Origin of the sequence: Anaerococcus urinomassiliensis (assembly GCF_900128425.1) — a bacterium.
Taxonomy (GTDB): domain Bacteria; phylum Bacillota; class Clostridia; order Tissierellales; family Peptoniphilaceae; genus Anaerococcus; species Anaerococcus urinomassiliensis.
In genome coordinates, this window is sequence record NZ_LT635782.1 from 1655966 (window position 1) to 1671174 (window position 15209).

General features: G+C 32.8%; 14 protein-coding genes. 2 read left to right on the forward strand and 12 right to left on the reverse strand.

Annotation, left to right across the window (positions count from 1 at the left end):
- Positions 1-2: 2 nt before the first annotated feature.
- From BQ7474_RS08790 to BQ7474_RS08820, 7 genes are read right to left on the reverse strand one after another with little or no spacing between them, the layout of a single operon-like run.
- Entirely contained in the window at positions 3-317 is a 315-nt protein-coding gene (locus tag BQ7474_RS08790; protein ID WP_073998479.1) for a PTS cellobiose transporter subunit IIB, read from the reverse strand.
- On the reverse strand, positions 314-646 hold the full coding sequence (locus BQ7474_RS08795; protein WP_073998480.1) for a PTS lactose/cellobiose transporter subunit IIA: 333 nt from the start codon (positions 644-646) through the stop codon (positions 314-316). The genes BQ7474_RS08790 and BQ7474_RS08795 overlap by 4 nt, the downstream gene beginning before the upstream one ends.
- Positions 647-659: 13 nt before the next feature.
- The gene (locus tag BQ7474_RS08800) at positions 660-1844 is read right to left on the reverse strand and encodes a PTS transporter subunit EIIC (RefSeq protein WP_073998481.1); all 1185 of its coding nucleotides are present in this window, start codon (positions 1842-1844) and stop codon (positions 660-662) included.
- Entirely contained in the window at positions 1844-3154 is a 1311-nt protein-coding gene (locus tag BQ7474_RS08805) for a family 4 glycosyl hydrolase (protein WP_073998482.1), read from the reverse strand. The genes BQ7474_RS08800 and BQ7474_RS08805 overlap by 1 nt, the downstream gene beginning before the upstream one ends.
- 2 nt (positions 3155-3156) lie before the next feature.
- On the reverse strand, positions 3157-5037 hold the full coding sequence (locus tag BQ7474_RS08810; RefSeq protein WP_073998483.1) for a BglG family transcription antiterminator: 1881 nt from the start codon (positions 5035-5037) through the stop codon (positions 3157-3159).
- On the reverse strand, positions 5034-6725 hold the full coding sequence (locus BQ7474_RS08815) for a DUF4091 domain-containing protein (protein ID WP_073998484.1): 1692 nt from the start codon (positions 6723-6725) through the stop codon (positions 5034-5036). The genes BQ7474_RS08810 and BQ7474_RS08815 overlap by 4 nt, the downstream gene beginning before the upstream one ends.
- A 1-nt stretch (position 6726) precedes the next feature.
- Positions 6727-7389 (reverse strand): YesL family protein, encoded by a 663-nt coding sequence (locus tag BQ7474_RS08820; RefSeq protein ID WP_073998485.1) that lies wholly within the window; start codon positions 7387-7389, stop codon positions 6727-6729.
- Between the two features lie 244 nt (positions 7390-7633).
- Between BQ7474_RS08820 and BQ7474_RS08825 the strand changes: the two genes are divergently transcribed.
- Together BQ7474_RS08825 and BQ7474_RS08830 are read left to right on the forward strand one after the other, a co-directional pair.
- Positions 7634-8455 carry a Cof-type HAD-IIB family hydrolase gene (locus BQ7474_RS08825; protein WP_073998486.1) on the forward strand — a complete coding sequence of 274 codons (822 nt, stop codon included), beginning with the start codon at positions 7634-7636 and terminating at the stop codon, positions 8453-8455.
- A complete protein-coding gene (locus BQ7474_RS08830; RefSeq protein ID WP_073998487.1) occupies positions 8455-9675 on the forward strand; it encodes a diphosphate--fructose-6-phosphate 1-phosphotransferase in 1221 nt (406 codons plus the stop codon). Before BQ7474_RS08825 ends, BQ7474_RS08830 begins: the two co-directional genes overlap by 1 nt.
- A gap of 726 nt (positions 9676-10401) precedes the next feature.
- Here BQ7474_RS08830 and trpA read toward each other — a convergent pair.
- Genes trpA through BQ7474_RS08855 form a run of 5 tightly spaced genes read right to left on the reverse strand, consistent with a single transcriptional unit; the run spans position 10402 to position 15114 of the window.
- A complete protein-coding gene (gene trpA, locus BQ7474_RS08835) occupies positions 10402-11181 on the reverse strand; it encodes a tryptophan synthase subunit alpha (RefSeq protein WP_073998488.1) in 780 nt (259 codons plus the stop codon).
- A gap of 8 nt (positions 11182-11189) precedes the next feature.
- Positions 11190-12464 carry a PTS ascorbate transporter subunit IIC gene (locus tag BQ7474_RS08840; protein WP_143180001.1) on the reverse strand — a complete coding sequence of 425 codons (1275 nt, stop codon included), beginning with the start codon at positions 12462-12464 and terminating at the stop codon, positions 11190-11192.
- Position 12465: 1 nt separating this feature from the next.
- Complete coding sequence (locus BQ7474_RS08845) at positions 12466-12747, reverse strand: PTS sugar transporter subunit IIB (RefSeq protein WP_073998489.1); 282 nt, start codon at positions 12745-12747, stop codon at positions 12466-12468.
- A gap of 9 nt (positions 12748-12756) precedes the next feature.
- Positions 12757-13197 carry a PTS sugar transporter subunit IIA gene (locus tag BQ7474_RS08850; RefSeq protein ID WP_073998490.1) on the reverse strand — a complete coding sequence of 147 codons (441 nt, stop codon included), beginning with the start codon at positions 13195-13197 and terminating at the stop codon, positions 12757-12759.
- 9 nt (positions 13198-13206) lie between these two features.
- The gene (locus BQ7474_RS08855; protein WP_073998491.1) at positions 13207-15114 is read right to left on the reverse strand and encodes a BglG family transcription antiterminator; all 1908 of its coding nucleotides are present in this window, start codon (positions 15112-15114) and stop codon (positions 13207-13209) included.
- Between the last annotated feature and the right edge of the window lie 95 nt (positions 15115-15209).

Sequence of the window (15209 nt, forward strand, 5' to 3'; positions counted from 1 at the left end):
TATCAGATTGCATCTTCTATCAAATCAGCTAGTTTTTCAATTCCTGTTTTTATAGGAGAATAGCAATCAGCTGGAATTTGTAAAATCTCTCTATTGTTTTTATCGGCTAAATCTTTTAGCTTATCAAAATGAAGTTTCATCTGTGGGCTGACTAGGTAAAGGTCATATGATCCATCCTCTATAGATTTGTCAGCCTTCATCACTGTTGTGGCATCGACTTCTATATCCTTGCCATTATCCTTAAAATAAGCGCTAGTCTTATCAGACATCAGTGATGAACTCATTCCTGCATTACAAATTATTAAAGCTTTCTTCAATTATCCTCACCTCCTTGGATTTTTTTATAGACTCTAATAAGTTTTTCAGCAAATTCAATGGCCATGCTTGCCATGGAAAAATGGTCTTGGGCATGGACTAAAAATATATTTATATCTCCGCCTTCTCCGCTAGCCTCCTTATTCATAAATGAAGTTTGAATATTGTGGGCTTCTACGAGTTTTTCGCGAGCTTGTTTTAGTTTTTCTTCAGCAGACTTAAAATCATAGTCATCAGCTAGATTTGATGCTTCACTTGCATAAGCTCTGGCATCTCCAGCCAGAATAATCATGCTAAAGATATCTTCATATTGTTTTTCATCTAAAGCCATAATGGCTACTCCTTTAATTATTATTTTCTTTGATTAGCTTAAGGGCAAAAGGACTGTATATCAAAGTGGCAAGACCTATAATTATTACTTGGGTAAGTATGGATTTTAGGGATAAATTCATCAAAAATCCTTGGACGAAAAATGGCAAACCACCAACTGGCTGTATTATCGCCTTTCCTATGTATCCATATTTGAAGGCTAGACTTACGAGTATTGCCACAAGGGATGGACCTATTACAAAGGGTAGGAAAAAATCTTTGTTTTTTGTAAGTGGTATGCCAAAGACTATATTTTCATTAATCCCCAAAAGAGCTGGTTTTATGCTCATTTGCCCCAGTTCATAGAAAGGATTTCCTTTCTTTAATAAAAGTATAATTATAAGTCCAATAGTTAGGCCTGATCCTGATAGTAGCAAGAAGTTACTTAGAAAAGTCTCTGTAAATATATGATTAAGTTCAAGACCTCTGGACCAATTTATTATGTTTTCGTTGATATTTCTTATGGCCAGGGGAAGTATAAAGGGATCTACTATAGAATCTCCATGAACTCCCAGCCACCAATATATTTGTATAATAAAAACCAAAATCCCAAGTACTATAGGCTGGTCAAAGATATTTAAAACTGGATTTACTATGACAAATATGGCAGATGCCAGGGACATAGCAAATATTTTTACCGATAAATATGCTAGCATGCTATAAATGAGGCCAATAATTATGAGGGCCAATACTTCTACGAGCTTTTCTTTTGCCCCAAAAGGGATTTTCTCTCCAAAAATTTGATCTAGATAAGTTTCAATTTTTTTTGCAGACTTTATATTGATAGGCACAAATATTAGACTTAAAATTATTCCCATTGTCCCCAGCTTACTTAGGTCAAATTCACTAATGCCAAATAGGAGGGCTATCATGGCAAGTAAATTTATTAGTAGGTATTTGTTTGCTTCATTTCCCAAAATTTTGTTTATCTCAGCATTCAAATTTATGATAAAGACAATCCCTATTAGACCGACACTTATGCTAGTTAAATCCACCAAGTAATTCTTAGCTACTAAGGCTAGGATGGATCCAACTACAGTAAGAGCAAGGAGGTTTTTTGCCACCCCTTTGATAGCCTGCAAGTAAGGATTCATCTCCACTTTGCCTGCAAGCTCTAGGAGTTTGCCTTCAACTTTTGGACTAATAATCTCCTTTTTCATTATTTTAGCTCTGGCCAGTAGCCTTCATTTGCTATTATTAGCTCATCCAAAACTTTTTTCGCAACATCAGCATTTGGAACTGATTGGTTCAAAGAGAAGGCTTGAAGGGCTTTGTAGTATGAGTGTTCAAAGAATGCATCTACCAAGAGTTTTTCTGCTGCAACTTGAGCTTCCATAAGTCCCTTATGGAAATCTGGTATATCTTCCCTCAAGCTGATTGGCTCTGCTCCCCTGGCATTGACATAGCAAGGCACTTCTACAACTGCATCATCTCTGAGATTTGGAATAGCACCCTTGTTTGGAACTATTAGCATAAATCTGTCGTTCTTGTCATGGAGGATACTTGCAGCAATGTCTACTATATATTGGCCATGGGAAGTAGAGTCGTAGTCTATTTCTTCTAGGTCTGGGTTATTTCTTATAGCCTTTGATACTTCTTTGATTTTCTTGTATCTACCATCCATTATTTGATTGGCACGGGTATAATTTATGTCTGCTGACTCTACAATCATATTTGGGAATAGGTAATATTCTAGGTAGTTATTTGGCAATCTATCAGGGAACATTTCCACAAGGTGGCTGTATGATATCCATGTCTTTGCCCAATCTGGATCTTCTTCAGAAACGTCAAATCCCTCATTTATAATCTTTTGGATAATCTCCGGCATTACATCTCTTTGTAATTTTGTATCATAGATTTCTTTGTACCAGCCAAAGTGGTTGAGTCCATAATATGTTTGGATCCAATTTTTTCTATCATAGTCAAAAGACTTGCAAATCATATCTTCTATGCCTATTGTCATATCACAAGCATTGATGATCTTGGCATCTGGGAATTTTCTTCTTACAGATTCTGATATGACCGATTCAGGATTGGTGTAGTTTAGTATCCATGCATCAGGTGCGTATTCTTGGATGTAGCCTACAAGTTCTAAGAATCCACCCATAGACCTTAAGGCATAGGCAAAGCCACCAAGACCACAAGTTTCTTGGCCAACTAGACCGTATTTAAGTGGGATTTTCTCATCCTTTTCACGCATGTCGATTTTGCCAACTCTGATTTGGCTAAACACGAAGTCGATGCCAGTAAAGGCTTCTTTTGGATCTTCAGTTTTTATAATCTTTACATCATAGCCTCGTTTTTTTATTACAAAATCTATGATAAGGGCCATATCGTCGTTGCGGGCTTTGTCATTGTCGTAAAGTCTGATTTCAGATACATCCAAATCATCGTGGTTTAGTATTGATAAGATTATGCCAGGTGTGTAACCACTACCTGCACCAGCTATAGCAATTTTAAGTTTGTCCATAATTATCCTTTCATAAATATTTCGCAAAATTCTAGCATATTTTTACTTTGTATAGCTTCGTCAACTAACTTTTCTTCTCCTAAAAACCTCCCCAATTTTTTATAGTATAGTTTCAAGTCTTCTTCACTATTGCCGACTATCAAGGAATACATAATTTGAATCTTTTCACCATTTTTCCACTTAATTGGCTTATCACTTATAATAATCACAGAAAAAGTATGGCTATCAGCTTGTTCCATCATATGGGGTATAGAAATTTTCCCAATGCCGGTCGAGTTAAGCTCTTCTCTTTTTATCAACTGATTTTTTACATGAGACTTATCAAGTCCTGTTTTTTGGCTAATAGTTTTGGCCAGCAAGTCTATAGCACTGTCAAAATCATCTATCTGATCTGTGTGAATGAATATAGAGTTTTCAAAAATACTATAAATTTCTGCTAGTTCTTCCTGGTCAAAGGCCTTGTTGATATTCATATAATCTCTTTGTTTTAAAAGTATATCTACATAGACAATAGGAATGTCTGTTTCTATATTGAGGTCAACTGTGGAAATTATAATATCATAAGCTTCTACAGATTCATTGTTAATCTTCGTAATATCTAATGTATCTAGTTTGTTGTAGGATCCTTGGAACTTATCTTCAATCTGAGCCTTTAGTAACCTAGCACTCGCGTTGCCAGACCCACAAACTATCAAAATGTTCTTCTTCGGAGATGATTTATCTTCCATTGATGCTAAAAGATGGAGGGCTATATAGCCAATCTCATCTTCTTTGATTATGGTATTGTATTTGTTATTGATAACACTTATGCCAATAGTTGCCAGATGGTAGGCTATTCCTCTAGATTTGATATCATCTAGAATAGGATTTTTCATCTCAAAACCATATTTCATACGCTCAAGCAAGGCCGCCAAGTGCTGGCTTAGGGAAAGATACAAATCTATATCCCCTCTAAAGTCATATTTGCTTACCATATATATTTCTTCTAGCATATTTTCAGTAAGCTCTGTTATCTCAAGAGAAATCTTTTCTATATCACCAATCCTATTTTTGCTTATAAGGTGCATGGCAATGTAGTGGATTTCATCTTGGGGAATAATTATATCGAGCCTTTGATTTAGCTCTTCTACAATCTTTTTGGCAAATTCGAATTCATCGTATAGTATTACTTTGTTTTCAAGAGCGTTGGACAGATTTATAGTAATGCCCTGGTTAATCCTTAGTATGGCAATATATATGTGGATGATGAGGTTTTTGACCTCGACATAGGGCATATTAAATACTGGGTTGAAGTTTAGCTCTTCTACGACTTCTTCTATGGTATTTAAGATCTTTCTATCCTTGTCTATGTCAAAGATGTATGATTCTTCCCCTATTTCATTTTTTATGGCAATTCTTATGTCTTTTTCATCGCCTATGATTTTCATACCATAGTGGGGTTTACTTGCTAGAGACAAGTTGTATTTTTCTAGTATCTTTTTTGTTTTCTTGATGTCTTTGTTTACTTGAGATAAGCTTAGGTGAAATTTCTCTGCTATATCCTGCTGCCTGATATAAGTATCTGAGAAGAGGAATAGCTTGATGATATTTTCTATCCTAAAATCTACCGAGCTATTGATTGAGTGATAGTAAGCGTATCTTCGCCAATCATTTATCAAAAACTCTGTGAAAGACTTCTCATCTACCACTTTAAATTTGTAACCCTTGCCCTTGGTCGACTTGATCTTTGCACCATTTTCTTTGATTATCCTGTTCAGATATGCTATTTCCTTTTTGACCGTACTAGGAGAAATCTCTAGGGCTGATCCTATTTCTTCAGATGTATGGTAGGAATCATCAGCAGACAAGTAATCAAATATTTCTTTTTGTCTAGTTTCAATCATATCTCTAGTTTCTTACTATATTCATAAATAGAATTGTAAATATCTATGACTTCGTCATATAGGTCGTCTCTGACCTTTTCGTCAGCTTCTTTTGTCCCCATAGAAGTACTTATATAAGCTTTTGGACTCATAGTTTTGATTTTTGATATAAATTCTTTTTTGTCATCTTCGTTCAAATTTTCTATTAGATAGTTAATCTTACCTATCATAGACCTTGCATATCTTAAATGTTCAAATCTTGGTGATGTGCGTGGTTTTTTGACTTTTTGATCTAATTCTTCAGGATAGATCAAAAATGCATCTCCTGCTTCCCGCCACCAGTGGCTGGTATCTGCTAGGGGTTCTTTGACCCAAGCATCGAGGGCCCATCTCAAATATCCATTAGCATTTATAGAATTTGCATAAAGTATAGTCCAATCACTTTCAATTGGCATAGATCTGGCAAAAGAATTTGGATACATACCTGTGCAAGTATAGATTGTCGTAAGTTTGTCCCCACGTTTGTCTATATAGGCCTTGTTTTCATCGTTAATATCTACAAAGCCAAAGGATATATCATCAAGTCTATCGTATATGTCTACATAACCTGGTTTATATCCCAATTGACTGGCGATTTTTAGAGTCTTGCCGTCCTTGTTTTTATGTTTGGATAAAACTTTTAGCACAGCATCTAATATGTCTGGACTTCTCTCGTCTACTGCTATATAGGTGATGTCAAAGTATCCTTTAGAATCCAAATGGTCTATAAAGATATCCAAGAAATAATCCCAATATTCTTCCCATTCTTTACTTCCTGGCTTGAGCCCTAAAACCAATCCCTCATCTTTTCTGTCATTTTCATACCAATCAGCCAAGGAAAAGGCCATAATTTGCTCATCTACTCCCTCAGCAATAGCCAAGTCTACGTAAGTGTCAAAATAGGTAAAGTCATAAGTAACTTCCCCATCTTTGGTAATTTCTCTTACCATGGATGGATATTTGTCATAGGTCTGCTGGTACCAAGGGTCATCTACAATGGTTGTAGTGATGGACGTGCCACCAATAGACTTATAAACTCTTAGGTGTTCTCTTAATATGTCTAGATGTTTTTCTTTGAAAAGTTCGTCATCGCAAATCCCATAGTATCTAGCTACTGTAAAAGGATACTGCCAGAGGTTTATGGCGAAGTCATTTTTATCGGCTTCTAGGTCTATTACTTCAACTTCTATTGGTAGACTAAGATTAGTTCCTTTAATACTTATGTCGCCCTTATAAAATCCTGCTTTAGCATCTGATTTTATAAAGATATAAAATCCTCGCAAGTTATTTTCTTCAAGGTCTGTTTTCTTAGTATAGTCCAATATATCTGGGATATTTTCCTTTGGAAAATCTGGCAAAACTCCCCATTCATAGCCAACACCTACAGAACATAGGGTATCCTTGGTAAATCTAATCTCTATATTTTTCTCTTTTATAGTATTTGACCCACAGATCAAATCGCTTACTTCTATTTCAATAGCAATAGGAGTAGTTGACTTGTTTAGTACTACATATTGGCCCATGTAATAGTCGTTTTTGTAAAGGAATTTCTTCCTATCTTCAAAGTCAAAATCTTTTTCTTTATACTTATAGAAGTCTCTTTTCAAATAATGCTTGCCAAAGTTTCCCTCAAAGAATAGCAAATTGTCGTTTTCAATATAGTTAGTCATATTATTCTGACCTTCTTTCTACGTTAAAAATCATATTTGTAATGGATCTCTTAGCTAAAATATTCTTGTAATAATAGTAGGTAAATTCCAAAACTATGCCTGGAAATAATATCAAAATAAGGATAAATGCAAATTTGTATAGGGCATAGCCAACAATGCCTATAACTATAGTCATTAATAGAAAATCTACAATATTTACAATAATTATTGAAACAGAATTTTTAATAAGTTCTTTTTTGGACAAATCATACTTGGTATCCAAAAAAGAAGACAGTAGTAGTGTGTGAATATAAATAAAATATAAAATAACACCGATGTAAAAAGCACCAGTATGAATAGGAGTGTCAATCATATAAAAATATATGATATCGACAAAGCCAATAACAATAAGGGCAGTCGTACCTATAGAGCGAAGATAGGTCCTTTTAAAATTAACTTTAAAATTGGCAAGATAAGTTTTGAAAATCCTTACTTTTTCCCTGTATGTAACTTGGTACATCTTATCTATGACTTGGTAGGATGTTTCCAAAGATCCTATGTGGCTTAAGAAAAACAGGCCAATTACAAGGCTTAGAAGGTGCAAGATTGATATTGCCATAAAATAATATAATCTTTCAATAAATACGCTGACTTTAACTCGGCTTTTAAATCTTTGAGCAAGCACAATAAGACCACCTTTCAAAATACAGTATCTTTAGCTCTTAGTTTGCAAAATTTAGGTATTTTCTCAATTTGATTATAATATATAGGATGAAAAAGTTCTACCTACTATTTTCTACTTGCTAAGATTATAAGATGGACATAACGTTTTCAATTTGAAAATTTTACTAAAATTTTACAATTTTATAGAAATTTGAAAAGTTGCTAATTTTTTGTATATTATCTATTGAAAGATAAAAGGAGGGATTATGGCAAAAATTATCGCACTTGACATTGATGGAACACTTCTAAATAGCCAAGGTGAGATTACAGATAGAACCAAAAAATCTCTGGAAGATGCTCTCAAAGAAGGAAATATAGTAGTTATCGCTTCGGGTAGGGATCCAAAGGGTGTTTTCCAATATGCACAAATGCTTAAACTAGATGAATACGACGGTCTACTTTCTAACTACAATGGCGCTAGAATCACAAATTATGGAAGTATGGAAATGATAATAAACCACACTTTGGACCTAGCTGATATGAAAGAGCTTTTGGAATTTTCTGAAGACCTTGATGATATGAATTACACCATATACTATGATGGAAAATGTTACACCAATTCTATGGATACTTACCGCTTAGAAGACACTCAGAAGAAAAACGATATGGAATTAATCTATGATCCAGACCTTAGCTATAATGTAGACTTTACGCCAAATAATGTTTTATTTGCCTGCCATCCTGACAAAATATCTGAGCCACTAAATAAAATCCACAATAAATTTTCTGACAAATTCACCCTTGTAAAGTCTACTCCATACTATTATGAAGTTATGCCAAAGGGAGTCAGCAAGGGCGAGAGCCTAAAGGAAATTGCCAAATACTACGACATTGCTATGGAAGATGTTATAGCCTTCGGTGATGAGGACAATGATTTGTCCATGATTGAAGCTGCAGGAACTGGAGTTGTCATGGCAAACGGTTCAAAAGCCATGCTTGCAGTAGCTGATTATGTGACCTTGTCAAATGATGAAGATGGAATAGCTGATTACTTAGAAAAATTTGTCTTAAAGAAAGAGGAAAATTAATGAATGCCATAATTGCCCAATCCGGTGGACCAACAAGCGTTATAAATTCATCCCTTGCTGGAGCCATTTCTGCCTTTATCGAAAATAATTTTGACCATATCTACCTTTCCTTAAATGGAATCGAAGGTATTATTTCAGGAAATTACAGGGAAGTTGATAAGGATAACTTTATAAGAAATAAAATAAGCGAAAAACTTTTGGCTCGCCCTTCATCAATCCTTGGTTCTTGTAGGTTCAAGCTTTCAGATGATATGGACGATGAGAATTACAAACAAATCTTCCAAACCCTAGAAGAACTTGAAATAACAAGCCTGGTTTACATAGGCGGCAATGACTCTATGGATACAGTTATGAAGCTAAATTCCTACATGGTTTCTAACAATATTTCTGGCATAAATGTGATTGGTTGCCCAAAGACTATAGATAACGACCTCTGTCAGATGGACCACTCCCCTGGATTTGGATCTGCAGCAAAGTTCATCAACCATAGTCTCTTAACCTTAAGAACTGATGTAGATATCTATAATCTCAAATCCGTTACCTTTGTGGAAATCATGGGAAGAAATGCCGGTTGGCTTGCAGCCTCATCTCTTCTTTCCAACCACCAAGCAGGAAAAGATGTTGTCAACCTATTGTATCTTCCAGAAGATAATAAGTCCTTAGATGAAGTAATAGAAGAAATCAAAAAGGCTCTAGAGAGTGAAAACAACCTCATAGTTGCTCTTGCAGAAGGCTTCAGAGATAGGGAAAGACTTCTCGATAAGCCTATGTTTTCAAATACCGATGATGGTTTTGACCACAAAATAGTAGCAGGAGTTGGCGAAAGACTTGCTGATATCATAAGAAGTGAACTAGAAATTAAATCTCGTGCAGTAGAATTATCCATACTTCAAAGGACAAATACCACAATCAGTAAAACCGATGCCAAAGAAGCCTACGAGCTTGGCTATAAGGCTGCAAAGCTATCAAAAGACAAAACAAATCTCATTCCAATACTAGTAAGAGAAGATTCCGATCAATACAAGGTCACATATACAGAAGTTAGACCAGAGAAAATAGCAAACCTAGAAAAGAAAATCCCACAAGAATGGATCGAGGATAAAAATATCCTTAATGAAAAAATAGTAAACTACGCCTTGCCATTAATAGAAGGTGAAGTTAATCAAAAATACCAAAACGGCTTGCCAGTTTTTGTAAAACTTAAAGATTTCATTAAGTAAAACTATCCTTTTTATATACTTAGATAAGGCGGTTGATAAAGTAGGTGACAAGTAGCAATTTTACCTACTTTGTCGATAGTCTTATATATTAGCATAACATATTGAATATTTAACTGCTTCACCTTCACAAATTAGGTTATTTAATATTACATTTTTATCTGTTTATTATCTTTCTTTATAAATTGTCGTTCTAAATTTCATGGTATAGATATCTAATTTGGAACAATAGTCTTTTTATATTTTATACTAGAGCTTTTTTCTTAATACTTCCTATTATTATTACTTAACTCATATTATCTTAAACTGCTAAATCAGAATATTAGTATTTTCACTAATATATTCACTTATTGTATAATTCGTGAAGTCTTTAATATTTAGATTTTTCAGATTTTAAAACATGGTATCATTTTTACGTGTTGCTTATATCCTAAGCATTTGCTTCTGATTAAATTTTCACCAGTAAATAGTTGCTTGTCTACGCTTGTGAAATTTAAATATTCGCTATAATAATCCTTGTTAGTTGTTGTTTTTATTTCAATACCATATTTTGTTTTCTGCCAATAAAATGCCTCCTAATAGCTTAATCAAATTTTAATTAATAAAATATATTGCTTACTTTTTAGGAATCATATGAATCATCAATTTATAGTAATTAAAATACATACCTACTTTATAAGTTAAATATAAGTAGAATTTTCAAAATTTTTATTAAATGGACTGATTATATTATCTAATTGAAAATATTATCTCCTTTGCATAATTTTCTAAATAATATTTATAATTAATTTGATTATCTCCTATTATATCTACAATTGCTGAGCCAATAATTATTCCATCAGAAATCGTAGATTTTATTTTAGCATCTTCACAAGTTCTAATACCGAATCCTATAGCTGTTGGTATGTCTCTAATTGATTTTACGCGATGTATTAATTCTTCTATTTCAGTAATACTATTTGATGAATTTCCAGTCTTAGTTCCACCAGCAATATAAATAAATCCATCACTAAGATTAGTTTTTGCTAATATTTCACTATCTGACATATACGGATTAATAACACTAATAAATGAAATCGATGAATTTTCAAGATATTGTCTGCGTTCAGTATACCTATCATCGAATAAATCAGGTATAATCATCCCATCAATTCCAATATCTTCGAACTTTTTTATAATGTCAAAAAATCCATATTCAGCAAGCACAGACAAATATGCCATTATGAGGATAGGAATAGACAATTGGCTTTTAATTTCTATAATCAAATCAAAAATAGTTTCATAAGGAAAATTGTTTTTTAAAGCACGCTCATGAGCTTTTTTAACTGATGAACCATCAAGTGGTGTATTTATAGAAGGTAGACCCAGTTCAATAAGACTGGCCCCACTACATTCTAAAGTTTTTGCTATGTCAATCGTTGAATCATAATCAGGATCAGCTAACATTATAAAAGGAATAAAGACCTTCTTTGAAAATGCTTTTATAATTTTTTCGCTAGTTTTCTTCATCCTATCACCTAAAATATTAATTTAAGGATATAACCTAGTAGAGGGCCATAGAAGCAGTAATCAGTCTCTGATAATATTCTCATTATAGGTTCGTATGACCCTACCATAGGCAATAGAAGTGCCTGACCGAAAATAAGTAATAATCCATTTATAGCAGATCCAATTATCGCTCCTCTTCTGCCTCCTGTAGCATTACCAAAAATAGCTGTAACAGCGCCAGTGTAAAAAGTAGGTATTAATGCTGGAAAAACAGGAACTGGATACTTCATAAGGCCTAGTATCCACATACCTATTAAGCCACTAACTAAACTTACTAAAAACCCTAGAATTACAGAATTTGCATAATTTGGAAATAGTAGCGGAATATCTAACCCTGGTTTCGCATCTGGAATAATTTTGTTAGCTATCCCATGGAATGATTCAATGATTTCACTTAGCATCATACGCACACCAGTAATTGTAACAGTAATCCAAGCTCCAAAAAGTATACCATTTAATAGTGAGAAAATAAATATGTCTTGGCCAGCAGAAACATTTTCAGTTACCCAGCTTGGACCTGCAACAAGCGCTAAGGTAAAGAACAAGAAGAACATTACTACTGCCAACGATACCGTCATTTCTCTTAGAAAAGATACTTTTTTTGGTAACTCTATATCCTCAAGATCCTTCGATCTATCACCTAATCTTAAACCTAATTCTGATGCTAACAATATACCTATTGAAGATGAGTGACCAAGTGTAAAGCCTTCTCCACCCTTAACATATTTCATGTATGCATCAACATAGGCGCAGGTGAATGTCATATAAGCACCCAACAAAATTCCACCAATAATTATAATTGCTGTGAATGATAATGATGTGTTGTATTTTAATAATGCCGCTATTAATCCAGAAAAGAAAAAAGCAACGTGAGCTGAAAGGTGAACATATTTGAATTTTGTAAATCTAGCTAAAATTACGTTCATTAAAAAGCCAAGAGCGAATATCAAGCTCATTTCAGCACCTATGCCTGATAATGATTCTCCAACGGCTGCGTTTACATCAGCTGATTGTAAAGGTATACCAAATATTTTCCCAAAAATTGGCTGAAGTGGTAAAAGAGCAGAGCCTAGGTTCTTTCCTGATACGTCAATAAGTGTAAAACCAATCATTCCTTTAATAGCAGAACTAATAATCTTTTCTATAGGTTTTTTTTGAACAGCTTGTCCAAGAATAATTACTAAACCAATAATGATTACAGGTTGACTTAAGAAGTTATTTATGAAATACATTAATCCTTGCACATTATCCCTCCAATTCTTTTATTTTATTTACTATCACATCTCTGAGTTCTTGCTTGTTTGTGAGATTAGAAACTTTTACTATTTTGTCCTCATAACCACTTAAAGCTTCTGAAAAATCAGAAGTTGGTATGATAATATCATAATCTTTTGGACTAAGTGATGTTATATCTGAGTTTTCTACACTTGCATCTATACCTTCAGCATCAACAATTTGTTGAGCGTAAAGTTTTGTCATTAAACTACTTCCTACACCACTAGCACATACAGCAATAATTTTGTACATAAATTCCTCCTAATTATTTAAAATCTTAAATATTTCTTCTTGATTATTTGAGTTTATCAGTAATTCTCTATTATCATCTGAAGATAAAATCTCCATCAGATTTTGTAACAATCCGATATGAGATTCACTATCTTTGGCACAAAGACCAATTAACATCTTTACAGGATCATTATCTTTGTTTCCGAAGTTAATAGGATTTGAAAGACTTACAACGCAAGCACCAACCTTGTTAACCCCACATTCAGGTCTTGCATGCGGCATGGCAAGACCTGGAGCTATTACAATATAAGGGCCGTGCTCATTAAAAATCTCCACCATAGCATCAGTGTAAGTTGATTTTACCAAACCATTGTCCTCCATCAAGACACCCACAGCTCTAATAGCAGATTCTGGGTTTGTAGCATCAATATTTGTCTTTATATATTCTTTCTTAAAAAACTCTTTCTTCATGTTATCCTTTCATTTTTTATAATATAATTTTATAAGACTAGCAGCTTCTTTCTCACTTCTAACTTTAAACAATTTATTTCTAAAAATTCTGTCTGAAAACATATATGATAATTCGAATAGTGCCCTGCTGTGTTCATCTTTAGTATTTGCCGCCAGCATACATACAAAATAGATTTGTTCACCTTGATAATAGCAATTAGAATCTGTAATGATTGCAAGAGAAAAAGCAGTTCTTATTACCCCATCATTTGCACCAGCATGTGGTAAGATTAAATTTTCTCCAATAATAATATTTTTGCTTTCTAGTTTAATATTAGAAATTACTTTTTCTTTGTAAGTTTCCGTAATATATCCAGCTTCTATGAGTTGTTTAGATGATAAATTTATTATATCTTCTAAGTTATCGAAATTTGAAACTATATTTATAAAATTTTCGTTCAAATAATAATCTATACTTGGTAGAAACTTAAGATTAGGATAAAGTTTATTATTATTTATCTCTAAATAATTATTTTTAAAATTTCTATTACCTTTACTAATTAGAGAAGAATGGGCGGATTTTTGTAATTTATTCTTTATTTTGTAAATAGAATAATCTTCTAAATTAGGATTAACTTTTATGATATTTGCCCCCTTTAACCAGATTTCTTCTGTTGAGATAATTATATCAATGGTTTCAATTTTGTAATTTTGTAAATTGTATATTGAGCAAGATGTGATAGTTCTAAAATTAAATGCACCAATAAGTTTAGCTTTAATTAATTCACTAATTCCAACACCGTAGTTACATACTACAACACAATTCATATCTCTAATCTTATCTCTTATTAATCTTTCGTAAGACATATAAAAATATAAGTTTATAAAATTTAACTCAGAATCACTTATCGGTCTATTGTAATAAGAACTGGCTAAATTGCGAATTATTTTATCGCTGTGCTGTAGAAAGCTATATTCATTGTCTTCGTTGATATAAAATACATTGAAAGGGTGATGAAATGCATAATTTTCATTTCTTTCAAGGTGTTGATAAAGACTTTCAAAAAGCTGGAAGTCTGAAGTGAAAGGTAAACCCGTTTCAAGTGAAACTCCTTCAATAATATCATTTGCTAATATTTGAATAGGAATTAAATTATTAGTATCAGAAATATTAAAAACAAAATCTAAAGACTCTAAGAATGTATTTAGTTGATCAATTTCAGCTTTATTTAAAGCTATGTCTAAATCATTAAAAACCTTATAAGCAATATCGTGAGCCCAGTTATTCATTAATTTATTATTGATATATAAATCATTATCTTTAGTAGATATAAAAATGGTGAGTAATAAATACCACTTAAGCTTAAATCTTGAATATTCGAATATATTTATGCTATTTTCGTTCTCAAATTCTCCAATTATATTAATCAAAATCTGGTGCATTTCGTCATAATTTATTCCAAATATTGACTGATATTGAAGATATGAGTTTATAAATATATTCAACAAGTGCGGATATGAATTTATCATATCTAAAAATAACAATTTAATTTCTAATTTCTGATCTAATATTTCTACGCCTCGACCAGGAGTAACGGATAGTATAATATCATTACTTTTTAGTTTTAAAGAAAGGTCTTTTATATCGTTTAGAACAGTAGACCTTGAAACATAAAGCATATTTGCTAAATCCTCTAATTTTATTGCCCTTATATTATTAAAGAATAATATAAACGCTTCAGATATCAACCTTTCATTTTTTGATAGAGAATAATTCTGGTAGTTCATATCCATAAAAATCAAGTCTAAATCTTGATTTCTAGAGTATAGTATATTATTGTCTAAATATAATGTTTCAAAATCATTGCTGCTCAAGAAATGATTTATTGCTGAAATGTCATTAATAACTGTTCTATAGCTAACTTTGTACCTATTCATAATCTCTGATAATTCTAATTCATCATTAATAACGATGTTTTTTAAAATATCAAATCTTCTTGAGTTTATATAATCACCTCTACTTTCAATATAAG

Coding starts and splice junctions, on each gene's coding strand:
- BQ7474_RS08845 (WP_073998489.1), bottom strand. CDS start 12,747: ATGTACAAAATTATTGCTGTATGTGCTAGTGGTGTAGGAAGTAGTTTA.
- BQ7474_RS08795 (WP_073998480.1), bottom strand. CDS start 646: ATGGCTTTAGATGAAAAACAATATGAAGATATCTTTAGCATGATTATT.
- BQ7474_RS08815 (WP_073998484.1), bottom strand. CDS start 6,725: ATGACTAACTATATTGAAAACGACAATTTGCTATTCTTTGAGGGAAAC.
- BQ7474_RS08855 (WP_073998491.1), bottom strand. CDS start 15,114: ATGAATAGGTACAAAGTTAGCTATAGAACAGTTATTAATGACATTTCA.
- BQ7474_RS08810 (WP_073998483.1), bottom strand. CDS start 5,037: ATGATTGAAACTAGACAAAAAGAAATATTTGATTACTTGTCTGCTGAT.
- BQ7474_RS08800 (WP_073998481.1), bottom strand. CDS start 1,844: ATGAAAAAGGAGATTATTAGTCCAAAAGTTGAAGGCAAACTCCTAGAG.
- BQ7474_RS08805 (WP_073998482.1), bottom strand. CDS start 3,154: ATGGACAAACTTAAAATTGCTATAGCTGGTGCAGGTAGTGGTTACACA.
- BQ7474_RS08825 (WP_073998486.1), top strand. CDS start 7,634: ATGGCAAAAATTATCGCACTTGACATTGATGGAACACTTCTAAATAGC.
- BQ7474_RS08850 (WP_073998490.1), bottom strand. CDS start 13,197: ATGAAGAAAGAGTTTTTTAAGAAAGAATATATAAAGACAAATATTGAT.
- BQ7474_RS08830 (WP_073998487.1), top strand. CDS start 8,455: ATGAATGCCATAATTGCCCAATCCGGTGGACCAACAAGCGTTATAAAT.
- trpA (WP_073998488.1), bottom strand. CDS start 11,181: ATGAAGAAAACTAGCGAAAAAATTATAAAAGCATTTTCAAAGAAGGTC.